Consider the following 12,814-nt stretch of genomic DNA (forward strand, 5'->3'; position numbering starts at 1 on the left):
TGGGGGCCGATGGGCAGGATGGCGGGACGGCGGCTACTGCTCGCCGTCCCCGTCCTGGCCGTCGTGACGTTCGGTGTCTTCGCCGTGGCCGCCGCCTCCCCCTTCGACCCGGTCAAGGCGTACGCGGGCACCGCGGGCCTCACGGCCTCGCAGGAGAACCTCGACCAGCTGCGGGCCAACCTCGGCGTCGACCAGCCCCTCGTGACCCGCTGGTGGAACTGGCTGACCTCCGCGCTGAGCGGCGATCTCGGCGACTCCAGCGTGATGCGTCAACCGGTCACCGAGGTCATCGGCGAACGCCTGGGCTGGTCCGTGCTGCTCGCCGCGACCGCTTTCCTCGTCGCCGTCGTCCTGGGAACCGGCCTCGGTGTGCTGGCCGCGCGCAGGCCGGGCGGCCTCCTCGACCGGTGTGTCAGCTCGGCCGCGTACACGCTCGAAGCCGCCCCGGCCTTCTGGCTCGGACTGCTCGCCATCTGGTTCTTCGCCCTGAAACTCGATGCGCTCCCGGCCGGCGGCCTCACCGACGCGGCCAGTGACACGGTCACCTTCGGCCAGGTCGCCACCCATCTGGTGCTCCCCGCGGCCGTGCTCGGGATCTCCCAACTGCCCTGGTTCTTCCTCTACGTACGACAGGGCGTCGCCGACGCGCTCGACGAGGACCCGGTGCGCGGGGCCCGTGCCCGCGGACTGCGTGAACGCACCGTGCTGCTCGGCCACGCGCTGCGTTCCGGGATGCTGCCGATGCTCACCCTCATCGGCTCCCGCGTCCCCGAACTCATCACCGGCGCCCTGCTCGTCGAGACGGTCTTCAGCTGGCCCGGCATCGCCGCCGCCACCGTGCAGGCCGCCACCTCCGTCGACTTCCCGCTGCTCGCCGCACTCACGGTGCTCGCCACCGCGGCCGTCGTCCTCGGCAACCTCCTCTCCGATCTGCTGTACGCGCTCGCCGACCCGAGAGTGGGCTTCGATGGCTGAACTCGTCCTCGGGAACGCCCGCCGCACCACCCGCCGCATCCGCGTCGTCAGCTCCGCCGGAATCGTCGCCGCGGTGCTGCTCGCGGTCCTCCTGGTACCGCCGCTGGTCCAGCTCGACCAGCAGGCCGTCGACCTCACGGCGAAACTCCGGCCCCCGTCCCGGGAGCACCCGTTCGGCACCGACGACGTCGGCCGCGACCTGCTCCTGCGGTGTGTCTACGGGCTCCGTGTCTCGTTGCTCGTCGGTATCGTCGCCGGGCTCACCGCCACCGTCATCGGGACCGCGGTCGGCGCGCTCGCCGCCGCGTTCGGGGGGTGGACCGACCGGATCGTCATGCGACTCGTGGACACCTTCTCGTCCGTACCGCATCTGCTGCTCGGCATCTTCGTCGTCGCGATGTTCCGGCCAGGCGTCGGACCGGTGATCGTGTCCGTCGCCCTCACGCACTGGCTCTCGACGGCCCGGATCGTCCGGTCCGAAGTGCTGTCGCTGCGTTCGCGGCCGTTCATCGACGCGGCGATATCCGGCGGCGCCTCGCGCGGGCGGGTCGTCGTCCGGCATCTGCTGCCCGCGGTGCTGCCGCAGGCGGGTCTCGCGGCGGTGCTCATGGTGCCGCACGCCATGTGGCACGAGTCCGCCCTCTCCTTCCTGGGGCTCGGACTTCCCACTCATCAGGCGAGCCTGGGCAACCTCGTGCAGCAGGCGCGCGGTTCGCTGCTCGCCGGGGACTGGTGGCCGACGCTCTTCCCCGGTCTGTTCCTGATCGTTCCGACCCTCGCTCTGGCAGGTCTCGCCGGCGCCTGGCGGGAACGGATCAACCCCCGACGCCGATCGGAGCTGATGCTGTGAAGACCAACCCGGACCCCCAGGCTCCGGACCCCCAGGCTCCGGACCCCCAGGCTCCGGACCCCCAGGCTCCGGACCCCCAGGCTCCGGACCCCCAGGCTCCGGATCCGCGGGCGCCGGGCACGCGGGCCCCGGTGCTCTCCGTCCGCGGGCTCTCCGTCCGTTTCCGGATGCGCGGCGGACGGCAGGTCGCGGCCGTCAGCGACGCCCACTTCGACCTTGCCGCGGGGGAGTGCCTGGCCCTGGTCGGCGAGAGCGGCTGCGGCAAGTCCGTACTCGCCTCCGCGCTGCTGGGGCTGCTCCCCGGCAACGCGCGCACGACGGGCTCGGCGGTGCTCGGTGACGGCACCGAGCTTCTCACCGCCGATGAGCGGACGCTCGCCCGCACGGTACGGGGCCGCCGCGTCGCGCTCGTACCGCAGAGCCCCGCGGCCCACCTCACCCCGGTCCGTACGGTGCGGGCCCAACTGGAGGAGACCCTCCGCGAGCTGACCGGCATCCGGAAGCCGGCGCTGCGTGCGGCGGCGGAGCAGGCCGCCGCACGTGCCGCGTTTCCGGCCGGCCACCTGGACAACCATCCGCACCAGCTCTCCGGCGGACTCGCCCAGCGCGCCGCCACCGCGCTCGCCCTGATCGGTGACGCGCCCGTGCTCCTGGCCGACGAACCGACCACCGGACTCGACCGCGACCTGGTCGAGCGGACCGTGGACGAACTGCGCCGTCACACCGACGGGGGCCGGGCGCTGCTGATCATCACCCATGACCTGGCGGCGGCCGAACGGATCGCCGACCGGGTCGCCGTGATGTACGCGGGCCGCATCATCGAGCTCGACGACGCCGACCGGTTCTTCGGTGAGCCGGGTCCGCGTCACCCGTACGCCCGCGGTCTGCTCGACGCCCTGCCCGAGCGCGCGTTCACCGCCATTCCCGGGATGCCACCGGAGCTCGGAGCGCTGCCCGACGGCTGCGCGTTCGCGCCCCGCTGCGGCCGCGCCGACGACCGGTGCTCCGTACCGCCCCCGTTCGACGGCCATCTCGCCTGCCACCACGGTGCGCGGGCAGACGCGGAGGAGTCCGCCCATGCTTGAACTCACGTGTGTCACCGCCGGATACGATCCCCGCGACCCCGTCGTCCGCGATGCCTCGCTGGCGGTCGCCCCCTCGGAGTCCGTCGGGCTGCTCGGCCCGAGCGGCTGCGGCAAATCCACCCTGGCCAGGGTCGCCGCCCTGCTGCACCGGCCGGACGCCGGTACGGTCACGCTCGACGGCCGACCGGTGCGGGGCTGGCGGCACGGCGCCCCGCGTGCCCAGCGCACGGCAGTCGGCGTCGTCTTCCAGCAGCCCCGGCTCTCGGCCGACCCCCGGCTCAGTCTGCGTGAACTCATCGCCCAACCGCTGCGGGCGACCGGGCGGCGCACGGAGGTGCCGGACCGGGTGGCCGAGCTTGCACCGGCCGTCGGGCTCACGACCGAGCTGCTGGACCGGCGCCCGCACGAGGTGAGCGACGGTCAGTTGCAGCGTGCCTGCCTGGCAAGGGCGTTGGTCCTGCGGCCACGCTGGCTGATCTGCGACGAGATGACCGCGATGCTCGACGCGTCGACGACGGCCGCACTGGTCGCGGTGGTCGAGGCGTACCGACGCGAGCACGGGGCCGGACTGCTGGCCGTCGGCCACGACCGGGTGCTGCTGGAACGCTGGTGCGACCGCACGGTGGGCTGGCAGGAGATCTCCGGACCGGGAGCATCGCGGGAGTCCATGGGTCCGACCGGATAAGTCCATGCCCATCGCGTGGTGCCCACGCCATCATGCTTGACGAGTTCATGGCTAGTCGCTCATCGGGTCCGTCGGGCAGGAGGAGTGGGACATGCGCAGAGCACGCGTCGTCGTCATGGCGGTGATCCTTGTCGTCGCCGCCTGCCTGGGGTCGGCCGGACCGTCCGTCGCGTCCGGCCGGACCCCGGGGTCGTACAGCAACTACACGTTCCCGGCCGGGACGTCGGCCCTGGACGAGGTCACCTTCGGAACGACCGTCCAGTCCGACCCCGGCCGGGCGAACGTCTTCTGGTCCCACCAGTTCGGCTTCACCAACGGGGTCGGCGGCTACATCGGCATGCAGCGCAACCGCTCAGGAACAGGTCTGTTCCTCTTCTCCCTCTGGGACTCCACCGGAGGCCGGGCGGGAAGCGCCGGCACGTACTGTCAGACCTTCACCGAGGGCGGTGCCGGATACACCTGCCGGCTGGGCGAACGCTTCACCGCCGGGCACCACTACCGGTACCGCGTCGCACCGGACACGACAGCAGGCTGGTATAAGGCCACGGTCAGCGATGTCACCGCCGGTACGTCATTCGTCCTCGGCAGCCTCCAAGTGGGCTCGGGTGCGGCGGTCGCGCCGGGCGGCATGGTCGACTGGGTCGAGTACTTCGACTGGAACGACAACGCCGCCACCTGCGCCGACTCGCCCTACTCCAAGGCATTCCTCGACCTCCCCACCGGCACGTCGGGCGGCGGTACCGTCACGGCCGCCCTCGGCTCCACCAGCGTCAGCAGCACCTGCTCCAGTGATGCCGAGGTGTCCGGGCAGAGCGGGGGGAGCGTGCACGAGGACGGCATCGGCAACTCGTCGTCCGGATCGATCACCGGCACAGGAGGTGCCTGCGTCGACATCCCCGGCGGCACCGTCGGAGCTCAGCTGAACCTCTGGAGCTGCAGCGGCGGCAACAATCAGAACTGGGTGCGGTCCGCCGACGGCACCCTTCGCGCCCAGTTCACCTGCATGACCGTGAGCGGCACGGATGTACGGACCGCCGCCTGCGACGGCTCGGCCGCCCAGCAGTGGCGATTGAGCGGCACGGCCCTGGTGAATCCCGCCACCGGGCAGTGCCTCGACGCCTACGGAGGCGGCAGCGCCAACGGCACCCCGCTCATCGTCCACACCTGCGGCGGCGGCGCCAACCAACGCTGGGCCGTCCCCGCCTGACCCGGCGAACAGCAGGCGACGAGGGCGGGACGATCCGGTCAACTCTTGTGCGGTGGGGCCTCGTCGAGGGAATTCCGGCTCCATACTCGGTCGCGTCCGACCGTCCGGCCCACCCCCTCGTCCCCGGGAGAACCCATGGCGTTCCCGACCCGTCGAAGCGTCGTCAGCACCGCGCTCGCCACCGTGGCCGCAGGTGCGGTGCCGACTCCGCAGACGGCCGCCGCGTCCGATGTGTCCGCCGCGCCCTCGGCCGCGGGCAGGCACCGCCCGCGCCCGTTGCGCCGGGCCCACGCACACAACGACTACCTGCACACGCACCCCCTGTACGACGCACTCGCCCACGGTTTCACCAGCGTCGAGGCCGACGTCTTCCTGGTGGACGGCGAGCTGCTGGTCGCCCACGAGGTCGCCGACCTCGACCCAGCCCGCACCCTCGCCTCGCTCTACCTCGACCCGCTGCTGGGCAGGGTCCGGGCCCAGCACGGCACGGTCCACCCCGGCTACCGCGATTCCGTGCAACTGCTGATCGACATCAAGACCGACGGGGCGGCCGCCTACCTCGAACTGCACCGGCAACTCCGTCACTACCGAGAGATGCTGACGACGTATCACCACGGCCGGGTACGGCCCGGAGCGATCACGGCCGTCGTCTCCGGTGACCGCGTCGCCCGCGCCCCGATGGAGGCGCAGCGCACACGGTACGCCTTCTACGACGGCCGGCCCGACGACCTCGGGGCCGCGGCCGACGCCTCGTTCATCCCGCTCATCAGCGGCAGCTGGAGCGACAGCTTCGTCTGGCGCGGAGCGGGCTCCTTCCCCGCGGCGGAACGCGACAAACTGCTTTCCCTCGTCGCCGCGGCCCACCGGAGCGGCCGACGCGTCCGCTTCTGGGCCACGCCCGACGTGCCGGGGCCGGAGCGCGACGCCGTGTGGACCGAACTGCTGGCGGCCGACGTCGACCACCTCAACACCGACGACCTGGCGGGGCTGGAACACTTCCTGCGTACCCATGACAGGGACGCCCGGACCGGTACCGCACCCCTCGGTGGCCGACCGGCCGCATCGCGCGCGATGTGACAGCCAGTCAACACCCGTATGGCGGACACGCCAGTCCGCCGGATGGCCTCCTTGCTGCGCCACACTGGCGGCCGAATGCCGCAATTCCGGCGCGGCTGAGGAGGTTGGCCATGGCTATTTCGATCTCACTGGTGTTGCTTCTGCTGATCCTTGCGGTGATCTTCCTCCGTACTGGAGGGCTGAAGATCTCACACGCGGTGGTCTGCGCCATGCTCGGGTTCTTCCTCGCGGGGACGAGCATGGCGCCGACCATTCAGAACGGGCTGACGGCCACGGCCGACGTCGTCAGCGGTCTCAAGCCCTGACTTCGGCGTCCCGTCCGGTGACCGGGCCCGGCGGGCGCGGTCACCGGACATCTCGTGGAGTGCGACCGCCGGACGGTCCCGGGCCCCGGCCCAGGCCGCGATTGCGCCCGTCGAGGACGATCGCCCGCGCCACCTCCTGCGCCCGGCGCACACGCCCCAGCGGGGTGTTTTCGACGGCTGTCACGGGCGAACGGCCGTCCGCTGCACGGGAGTCGGGCCCTGGTGCCGACCCCGGTCATCTCGGGACGTGCCGTATTGCGATGCCGTGAAGCGGGCATGAAACAGCGCTCACTTCCAGCGTCGGGCGGCGGCGTGACCCCGCTGCGGGCAGCGGCACCCATCCGTACCCGGGCCCCCTCGGCCGGAGCCCCTCAGCACGCAGCGAGAAGATCGCCCCGCTCGGCGGGGCGTGCGCCACCGCCACCTTGGACTCGGCGGGCCGGCTGATCACCGTGTGCGGCACATTCACCGGGTTCCTGCTCAAGCTCCTCGATCCGCGCACCTTCGACACCCTGGCCGAGTACGAGCTCGTGCAGCGCTCCTCGACCGTCGAGGCCATCACCCGCCTCGACTTCTCGAAGATCTTCAAGCACACGTCGGGCGGTGCCTGCTTCTACTCGACGGCGAGAACCGCGTGGTCCTCGCCGACACCCGGCAGCACATCCTGCGATCGCCCACGCGTGTACGGCGGACGGGAGTTGGCGCTTCGTCGTCGACGACGACCGGGACCTCACCGGGCAGAACGGAATCGTCTCGGTTCGGGACACGGAGTGACCGGGGCCGCCCCCCGGGCTCAGCCGGCGGCGCGCACCTGAGGCGACCCCAGCCATTCGGTGAGCAGCCGGTTGACGTCGGCGACGCGCTCCTGCTGGATCCAGTGCCCGCACCCCCGCAGGATGTGGGAGGAGACCAGGCCGGGCAGGGTCTCGGGGAAGCTCTCGACGGCGTCGGCCATCCAGGTGGTCGACGCGTCGAGTTCCCGGCCGATGAACAGCGAGGGCTGTTCGATCGGCGCGCCGTCCCAGGCCGCGAGGTCCTCCCAGTCACGGTCGACGTTGCGGTACCTGTTGAGCGCCCCGGTCAGGCCGGTCCGCTCGAACTCCGCCGCGTAGAAATCGAGATCGGCCTCGCTCAGCCAGGAAGGGCGGGCGCCGGAGGGGATCCGGTCGCGGAGCCGTGCCTTTGGCGGGACGAAGAAGAGACTGCCCTCACCGCCCGACGGCATCGTGTCGGAGGAGAGCCCGGCGTAGAACCCGGCCAGCCAGCCGCGTACATCGGGTTCGATCTCCGCCTCGGCCCGTCCCGGGGTCTGGAAGTAGCTGACGTAGAACTCCTCGTCACCACCGATCCGGCTGAAGACCTCGGTCGGCCGGTGACCGTTCCGCGGTGCGTAGGGGACGCTGAGCAGGGCCACGGAGGTGAAGACCTCGGGCATGAGCAGCGCGCTGCCGGCCGCGATCGTCGAACCCCAGTCGTGGCCCACGACCGTCGCGGACCGTGCACCGAGTGCGTGGACGACGCCGACATTGTCGGCGACGTGGTCCGCCATCCGGTACGCCGCCGCCTCACAGGGCTTCGACGAGCGTCCGTAGCCACGCACATCGACGGCGACGGCGCGAAAGCCCGCCGCGGCGATGGCCGGCAACTGGTGGCGCCACGCATACCACGACTCGGGGAAGCCGTGGATCAGCAGGACCAGCGGGCCGGTGCCGCCGTACCCACAAGCATTCTTGCCGCTCCGGCAAATGGCCGGTGCGCGGCGCCTCCTCAGGAGCCGACCAGCCGGGACCGGATCAGGAAGCGCACGCCCTCCGGGGCCTCCAGGGAGAATCCGCTGCCCCGCCCCTCCACCACATCGATGATCAGCCGTGTGTGCGCCCACACCTCGAACTGACTCCTCGACATCCAGAACGGCACGCGCTCCGACACCCCGTCGACGTCGAGCGAGGCCAACAGCACGTCGGAGCCGCCGGTGCGGAACTCACCGTCCTGGTAGCACATGGGCGCACTGCCGTCGCAACAACCGCCCGACTGATGGAACATCAACGGGCCGTGCGTCTCGCGCAACCGGCGCACCAGATCCGCGGCCGCGGGGGTGAGTTCCACCGGCGGCGCGTCCGGTCGGCTCGTCGTGGGCGCCCTCGTCGGGGACTCCTCGTCCGGTCGGCCCGGGAACGGATTCTGCGTCTCGTCTCGGTTCATGCATCAGCCCTTGTCGCATCGGATGGCGCACCGGTCGGCTGGGACGATCGGTGCGAACGCTACCAGTCCGGTTCCGTTCGGCAAGGGGCGTGCGAAGGCAGGGGTCCGACTGTCATTCCATTCGCCGCAGGTATCGATCCGTCTCCGGCCCGCCCCCGCCGGCACGGACGGCGGTCGAGCGGCCGCACCCGGGCGCGGCCCCGGTTCCCCTCATGGTGACGACGGTGGTGCTCGTCGGACGTTCCCGTCAGCTCGCCTTCGACCAGGCGTATCGGTGTTCGGGCCGGCCGGTGTCACCGTACTTGAGGCTGAGGATGATGCGGCCCGCGCCCTCCAGGTACTTGAGGTACCGCTGGGCGGTGGAGCGGCTCAGGCCCGCCCGTGCGGCGACCTCGTGTGCGGACAGTGGCTCGTCGGCGGCCGACAGGACATGGCGGATGACGTCGGCCGTGGGTGCGGAGTGACCCTTGGGCAGACCCGCCGCGGGGCCGGACTCCGCCGTGCGCAGCGCGCTGAAGATCTGGTCGACCTGCTCCTGGCCCGCCTCGCCGCGACCACCCCCCACGCCTTCGAGGGTCCGGCGCAGGGTGGCGTAGCTCTCCAGCTTGGCCCGCAGACCGGCGAAGCTGAACGGTTTGACCAGGTACTGCAGCGCGCCGTACCGCATCGCGGCCCGGACGGTCGCTATGTCACGGGCCGCGGTCACCATGATCACATCGGCCGGATGGCCGAGCTGGCGCAGCCGCCGGACCAGGGTCAGCCCCGTCTCGTCCGGAAGATAGTGATCGAGAAGGACGAGGTCGACGTGTTCGCGCTCCAGGAAGGCCAGTGCCTGCGCGGCGCTGTGCGCGCGCGAGATGACGCGGAAACCGGGAACCTTCGCCACATAGGCGGAGTTGATCTCGGCGACACGGAAGTCGTCGTCCACCACCAGGACATCGATCATCGCAAATCTCCCACTTCGGTCAGCGTCCGGACGCTGAGTGCCTCGGGCAGGACGACGGTGAAGACGGCGCCACCACCGGCCCGGGCCGTGACGCGAGCCGCGCCACCGTAGCGCTCGGCCAGCCTGCGCACCAGCGCCAGACCGAGCCCGCGTCCGCGGTGCGCGGGGGACTCCTTGGTGGACCAGCCCTCGGTGAAGATGTGCTCGCGCATGTCGGGCGGCACCCCGGGGCCGTTGTCGCTGACCCGCAGGACCACGGTGGTGCCCTCGGCGAGCAGCTCGACCTCGATGAGCGAGGCGACGTCCAGGGCGTTGTCGATGAGGTTGCCGAGGACCGTCACCAGATCGCGCGGGTCCACCACCACGTCCGGGAGCCGGGTGGCGGGCGAGACGAGCAGGGACGCGCCCCGCTCCGCCGCGATCGCCGACTTGCCCACCAGCAACGCCGAGATCAGCGGATCGTTGACGCGTTCCGCGACCTGCTCCGCCGAGGCCCGGTGACCATTGGCCACCTCCGCGACGAACTCCACCGCGGCCTCGTGCCTTCCGAGCTCCAGCAGCCCGAGCAGGGTGTGCAGCCGGTTCGCGTGCTCGTGGTCCTGGGCGCGCAGCGCGTCCAGCAGCCCGTGCGTGGAGTCCAGTTCGCGGCCGAGCAGCTCCAGCTCGGTGCGGTCACGAAGGGTGACGACGGCTCCGCCGTCACCGGTGGGCATGCGGTTGGCGATCAGCACGCGACCGTTGCAGACGGTGATCAGGTTGGCACCATCGACCCGTCCCGCCAGCACCTCCGACGTACGGCCCGGCGGCAGCACCTCGCCCAGCGTGCGTCCCACGGCCTCCTGGTCCAGTTCCAGCAACCGCTGCGCCTCGTCGTTGAGCAGCCGGATCCGGCCCCGGGCGTCGAGGGCGAGAACCGCCTCGCGAATGCTGTGCAGCATGGCCTCGCGCTCGTCCAGCAACGCGGAGATGTCGGCGAAGGCAAGGCCGTGGGTGCTGCGCTGCAGCCGCCGGGAGACGGCCAGCGCGGCCAGCACGCCGGCGGCGAGCGCAGCCCCGGAGTAGAGCAGCAGACCGGGGATGGCTTCGAGCAGCCGCGTGTGGACGCTGTCGTAGGCGATGCCCACCGAGACCGCGCCCACGATGGTGTGTCCGCTGTCCCGCAGCGGGACCTTCGCGCGTGCCGAGCGCCCCAGGGTTCCGTTGTCGATCTGCATGATCTCCCGGCCGGCCAGCGCCGTGCTGGGGTCGGTCGAGACGTGCCTGCCGATCTGCTCGGTCTCCGTGTGCGACCAGCGCACCCCGCGGGTGTCCATGACCACGATGTAGAGCGCTCCGGTGGCCCGCCGCATCCGTTCGGCCTCGGCCTGCACCGGCCCCGTGGGGGTGGGGTCGGTACTCGTCAGGTTGCGCACCAGACCGGGTTCGGCGGCGGCGGTCTGGGCGATGGACAGGGCCTGGCGCATCGCCTGGTCGTCGAGCTGGTGGCGCAGGGGCGCGAGGAAGAGCCCGGTGACGAGCATGATCACGCCCGTGGTGATGGCCACCTGGGTGAGCAGGACCTGGGCGAAGACACGGCGGGGCCAGTGAATCCGCATGCGCTCGCCCTCTGCCTTCCGTCAACCAGGAACCTGATGCTCCGTTTCGTCCTCGTGTGAACGCAAGGTAAACGTCACCGACGCCCATGACCAGTCCTCGTGGCGTATTCGTTGTCGCACCGCGAGCAAAACGAGCAGAACCGCGGGTTATGGGCAGAAGCGGGAGTTGTGAGCGCAAGGGTGCCCACGTTCCCGGGCCGCCCCTAGCGTCCCGCTCCATGAACAGCGAAACGAGCCCCGCCATCGAGCTGCGGGGGGCGAGCAAAGCGTTCCGGACTCCGTCGGGGGCGCTCCACACCGCCGTACGGGATCTGGACCTCACGATCGGGCGCGGCGAGTTCGTCGCCGTCGTGGGCCCCACCGGATGCGGCAAGTCGACCACCCTGACGCTCGTCAGCGGGCTGGAGGAGCCCACCGAGGGCGAGGTGCTGGTGGGCGGTGAACCGGTGCGCGGCATCGGCGACAAGGTCGGCTTCGTCTTCCAGCAGGACGCGGTCTTCCCCTGGCGGACCGTCCTGTCCAATGTGATGGCGGGCCCCCGCTTCCGCGGCGTACCGAAGCCCGAGGCGAGGGAGCGGGCCCGTGAGTGGCTCGCCCGGGTCGGGCTGTCCTCCTTCGAGGACCGCTATCCCCACCAGCTGTCCGGCGGTCAGCGCAAGCGCGTCGCCCTCGCGGCGACCTTCGTCAACGACCCCGAGATCCTGCTCATGGACGAGCCCTTCTCCGCCCTCGACGTGCAGACCAGGGCCCTGATGTCGGACGAACTCCTGGAGCTGTGGGCCGGCACCGGCGCCTCCGTCGTCTTCGTCACCCACGACCTGGAGGAGTCCATCGCGCTGGCCGACAAGGTCGTGGTCATGACCGCGGGACCGGCGACGATCAAGGAAGTCTTCGAGATCGACCTGCCCCGTCCCCGCAAGGTCGAACAGGTGCGTCTGGAACCCCGGTTCATCGAGATCTACCGGGAGATCTGGTCCTCGCTCGGCGAAGAGGTCCGCATCACCCGCGAGAGGGGCGCGTTCAATGTCGCCTGAAACCATCACCGCGAGCACCCCCGTCACCAAGACCGAACGGACCCAAGCCAGGGCGCGGGCCGCCCGGAACCGCAAGTACCTGGTGCTCGGGAGCCGGGTCGCGGTGCTCCTCGCGGTCATCGGGCTGTGGGAGTGGCTGGCCCGCACCGCGGTCATCGACCCGTTCAACTTCTCCATGCCGTCGAAGATCTGGGAGCAGATCCGCACCTGGGTCGTCGACGGCACGGCCCAGGGCTCCCTCTGGGAGCAGATCTGGTACACGCTCTACGAAGCGCTGCTCGGCTGGGTCATCGGGGTGATCGCCGGTGTGCTGCTCGGAATCGCGCTGGGCCGCGTCCGCTTCGCCGCCGACGTCCTCGGCCCGTACATCAAGGTGCTCAACGCCCTGCCGCGTATCGTGCTCGCCCCGATCTTCCTCATCTGGTTCGGCCTCGGCCCGGCCTCGAAGGTCGCCTCCGCGGTCGTCCTCGTGTTCTTCCCCGTCTTCTTCAACGCGTTCCAGGGAGCCAGGGAGGTCGACCGCAATCTCGTCGCCAACTCCCGCATCCTGGGCGCCAGCAACCGCCAGGTGACCCTTCAGGTGGTCATCCCCTCGGCCACGTCGTGGATCTTCACCAGCCTTCATGTGAGCTTCGGCTTCGCGCTCATCGGCGCCATCGTCGGCGAGTACATCGGCGCCACCAAGGGGCTCGGACTGCTGGTCGCCGCTTCCCAGGGCACCTTCAACGCGGCCGGTGTCTACGCCGCGATGGTCATCCTCGCCATCGTCGCGCTGCTGGCCGAAGGCCTGTTGACCTTCCTGGAGAAGCGGCTGTTCCGGTGGAAGCCGGCCGACGCCGACACCGCCCGCTGA

At 71.0% G+C, this 12,814-nt stretch carries 13 protein-coding genes and 1 pseudogene; 10 read left to right on the forward strand and 4 right to left on the reverse strand.

What is annotated here, in order from left to right; translation table 11 throughout:
- Positions 1-9: 9 nt before the first annotated feature.
- The 8 genes and pseudogenes from ACIOHC_RS17270 to ACIOHC_RS17305 form a co-directional block, all read left to right on the forward strand.
- Complete coding sequence (locus ACIOHC_RS17270) at positions 10-975, forward strand: ABC transporter permease (protein WP_351076569.1); 966 nt, start codon at positions 10-12, stop codon at positions 973-975.
- Positions 968-1,825, forward strand: a complete 858-nt coding sequence (locus tag ACIOHC_RS17275) for an ABC transporter permease (protein WP_351076539.1) — start codon at positions 968-970, stop codon at positions 1,823-1,825. Before ACIOHC_RS17270 ends, ACIOHC_RS17275 begins: the two co-directional genes overlap by 8 nt.
- Positions 1,822-2,910, forward strand: a complete 1,089-nt coding sequence (locus tag ACIOHC_RS17280; protein WP_401843101.1) for an oligopeptide/dipeptide ABC transporter ATP-binding protein — start codon at positions 1,822-1,824, stop codon at positions 2,908-2,910. Before ACIOHC_RS17275 ends, ACIOHC_RS17280 begins: the two co-directional genes overlap by 4 nt.
- Complete coding sequence (locus tag ACIOHC_RS17285; protein WP_351076537.1) at positions 2,903-3,595, forward strand: ATP-binding cassette domain-containing protein; 693 nt, start codon at positions 2,903-2,905, stop codon at positions 3,593-3,595. Before ACIOHC_RS17280 ends, ACIOHC_RS17285 begins: the two co-directional genes overlap by 8 nt.
- Before the next feature lie 91 nt (positions 3,596-3,686).
- Positions 3,687-4,802 (forward strand): ricin-type beta-trefoil lectin domain protein, encoded by a 1,116-nt coding sequence (locus ACIOHC_RS17290; RefSeq protein ID WP_351076534.1) that lies wholly within the window; start codon positions 3,687-3,689, stop codon positions 4,800-4,802.
- A 135-nt stretch (positions 4,803-4,937) separates the two neighbouring features.
- On the forward strand, positions 4,938-5,879 hold the full coding sequence (locus ACIOHC_RS17295; RefSeq protein ID WP_401843102.1) for a phosphatidylinositol-specific phospholipase C/glycerophosphodiester phosphodiesterase family protein: 942 nt from the start codon (positions 4,938-4,940) through the stop codon (positions 5,877-5,879).
- A gap of 110 nt (positions 5,880-5,989) precedes the next feature.
- A complete protein-coding gene (locus tag ACIOHC_RS17300; protein ID WP_351076529.1) occupies positions 5,990-6,184 on the forward strand; it encodes a hypothetical protein in 195 nt (64 codons plus the stop codon).
- Between the two features lie 320 nt (positions 6,185-6,504).
- A pseudogene (locus ACIOHC_RS17305) lies at positions 6,505-6,922 on the forward strand (hypothetical protein); the annotation flags it as partial.
- Between the two features lie 55 nt (positions 6,923-6,977).
- Here the strand turns inward: ACIOHC_RS17305 and ACIOHC_RS17310 are convergent.
- The 4 genes from ACIOHC_RS17310 to ACIOHC_RS17325 all read right to left on the reverse strand — a co-directional run bounded on the left by ACIOHC_RS17310 (position 6,978) and on the right by ACIOHC_RS17325 (position 10,927).
- On the reverse strand, positions 6,978-7,955 hold the full coding sequence (locus tag ACIOHC_RS17310) for an alpha/beta fold hydrolase (protein WP_401843160.1): 978 nt from the start codon (positions 7,953-7,955) through the stop codon (positions 6,978-6,980).
- Positions 7,952-8,386, reverse strand: a complete 435-nt coding sequence (locus ACIOHC_RS17315; RefSeq protein WP_351076527.1) for a DUF779 domain-containing protein — start codon at positions 8,384-8,386, stop codon at positions 7,952-7,954. The genes ACIOHC_RS17310 and ACIOHC_RS17315 overlap by 4 nt, the downstream gene beginning before the upstream one ends.
- Before the next feature lie 247 nt (positions 8,387-8,633).
- Positions 8,634-9,332 carry a response regulator gene (locus ACIOHC_RS17320; RefSeq protein ID WP_351076524.1) on the reverse strand — a complete coding sequence of 233 codons (699 nt, stop codon included), beginning with the start codon at positions 9,330-9,332 and terminating at the stop codon, positions 8,634-8,636.
- The gene (locus ACIOHC_RS17325; protein ID WP_401843104.1) at positions 9,329-10,927 is read right to left on the reverse strand and encodes an ATP-binding protein; all 1,599 of its coding nucleotides are present in this window, start codon (positions 10,925-10,927) and stop codon (positions 9,329-9,331) included. Before ACIOHC_RS17325 ends, ACIOHC_RS17320 begins: the two co-directional genes overlap by 4 nt.
- A 218-nt stretch (positions 10,928-11,145) precedes the next feature.
- Here ACIOHC_RS17325 and ACIOHC_RS17330 point away from each other — a divergent pair, with 218 nt between their 5' ends.
- Both ACIOHC_RS17330 and ACIOHC_RS17335 read left to right on the forward strand, forming a co-directional pair.
- A complete protein-coding gene (locus ACIOHC_RS17330; protein ID WP_351076518.1) occupies positions 11,146-11,961 on the forward strand; it encodes an ABC transporter ATP-binding protein in 816 nt (271 codons plus the stop codon).
- Positions 11,951-12,814 carry an ABC transporter permease gene (locus ACIOHC_RS17335; RefSeq protein WP_351076515.1) on the forward strand — a complete coding sequence of 288 codons (864 nt, stop codon included), beginning with the start codon at positions 11,951-11,953 and terminating at the stop codon, positions 12,812-12,814. The genes ACIOHC_RS17330 and ACIOHC_RS17335 overlap by 11 nt, the downstream gene beginning before the upstream one ends.

Source organism: Streptomyces sp. NPDC088252, assembly GCF_044740965.1.
Taxonomy (GTDB): Bacteria; Actinomycetota; Actinomycetes; order Streptomycetales; family Streptomycetaceae; genus Streptomyces.

Excerpts from the sequence above, each read along its gene's own strand:
- ACIOHC_RS17270 (WP_351076569.1), top strand. The coding sequence starts at position 10 with ATGGGCAGGATGGCGGGACGGCGGCTACTGCTCGCCGTCCCCGTCCTG.
- ACIOHC_RS17275 (WP_351076539.1), top strand. The coding sequence starts at position 968 with ATGGCTGAACTCGTCCTCGGGAACGCCCGCCGCACCACCCGCCGCATC.
- ACIOHC_RS17285 (WP_351076537.1), top strand. The coding sequence starts at position 2,903 with ATGCTTGAACTCACGTGTGTCACCGCCGGATACGATCCCCGCGACCCC.
- ACIOHC_RS17290 (WP_351076534.1), top strand. The coding sequence starts at position 3,687 with ATGCGCAGAGCACGCGTCGTCGTCATGGCGGTGATCCTTGTCGTCGCC.
- ACIOHC_RS17295 (WP_401843102.1), top strand. The coding sequence starts at position 4,938 with ATGGCGTTCCCGACCCGTCGAAGCGTCGTCAGCACCGCGCTCGCCACC.
- ACIOHC_RS17300 (WP_351076529.1), top strand. The coding sequence starts at position 5,990 with ATGGCTATTTCGATCTCACTGGTGTTGCTTCTGCTGATCCTTGCGGTG.
- ACIOHC_RS17315 (WP_351076527.1), bottom strand. The coding sequence starts at position 8,386 with ATGAACCGAGACGAGACGCAGAATCCGTTCCCGGGCCGACCGGACGAG.
- ACIOHC_RS17320 (WP_351076524.1), bottom strand. The coding sequence starts at position 9,332 with ATGATCGATGTCCTGGTGGTGGACGACGACTTCCGTGTCGCCGAGATC.
- ACIOHC_RS17325 (WP_401843104.1), bottom strand. The coding sequence starts at position 10,927 with ATGCGGATTCACTGGCCCCGCCGTGTCTTCGCCCAGGTCCTGCTCACC.
- ACIOHC_RS17330 (WP_351076518.1), top strand. The coding sequence starts at position 11,146 with ATGAACAGCGAAACGAGCCCCGCCATCGAGCTGCGGGGGGCGAGCAAA.
- ACIOHC_RS17335 (WP_351076515.1), top strand. The coding sequence starts at position 11,951 with ATGTCGCCTGAAACCATCACCGCGAGCACCCCCGTCACCAAGACCGAA.